2 protein-coding genes are annotated in these 573 nt (G+C 38.4%); both read left to right on the top strand.

The features are described from left to right. The first annotated feature begins 113 nt into the window (after positions 1-113). Positions 114-311, top strand: a complete 198-nt coding sequence (locus tag HL054_RS22190) for a hypothetical protein (RefSeq protein ID WP_369141298.1) — start codon at positions 114-116, stop codon at positions 309-311. After that, positions 304-573: metallophosphoesterase (locus HL054_RS22185; RefSeq protein ID WP_369141297.1), on the top strand; the 270-nt coding region annotated here is incomplete at its 3' end. The genes HL054_RS22190 and HL054_RS22185, both read left to right, overlap by 8 nt.

Genomic DNA, 573 nt, shown 5'->3' with positions numbered 1-573 from the left:
GTTCTTCAGACCGCCAAACGTCAGTTTGGTAAAGATAATGTTGGAATGTACATGGTCAAAGAAGTTCGACTGGAAGACCACTTCTGTAAGTTCTACAATCCTCGTCGATAAGGGTGGAGATGGAAAATAGAATTCGTAGATTAAATCTTCGTTTCTTTCATCGTAAATCTGATGATGCAAAGTGGCATGAACTGGAACTTCATGTTCTTCCTTCTGACTCGACCTACCACTTAATTGGTGGGGTTTCTCAGGAAGAGTTGAAACGCTTTATTGATAACTTAACAGAAGCATACGAGAAAGCTTATGGCTGAGGTGTATTTCCTCGGTGACACTCATTTTGGGCACCGGAATATTTTAAACTTCCGGTCTCAATTTAAGTCCATCAAGGAACATGATGATTACATCATTGACAGAATCAATAAAACTACCACTAAACGAGATAAATTAATCCTCACTGGAGATATTTGTTTCAATCGTGAGGCTTTGAATGTGCTTCGTCGTATTCAATGTCCAGCGATTCATTTGGTGTTAGGTAATCATGACGATTACAATATTGATTTTAAAAAGGAAGTC

The sequence above is a fragment of the Modestobacter versicolor genome, assembly GCF_041028285.1.
Classification (GTDB): Bacteria; Actinomycetota; Actinomycetes; order Mycobacteriales; family Geodermatophilaceae; genus Modestobacter; species Modestobacter versicolor_A.
This window is presented reverse-complemented; position numbering and strand designations above follow the sequence as displayed.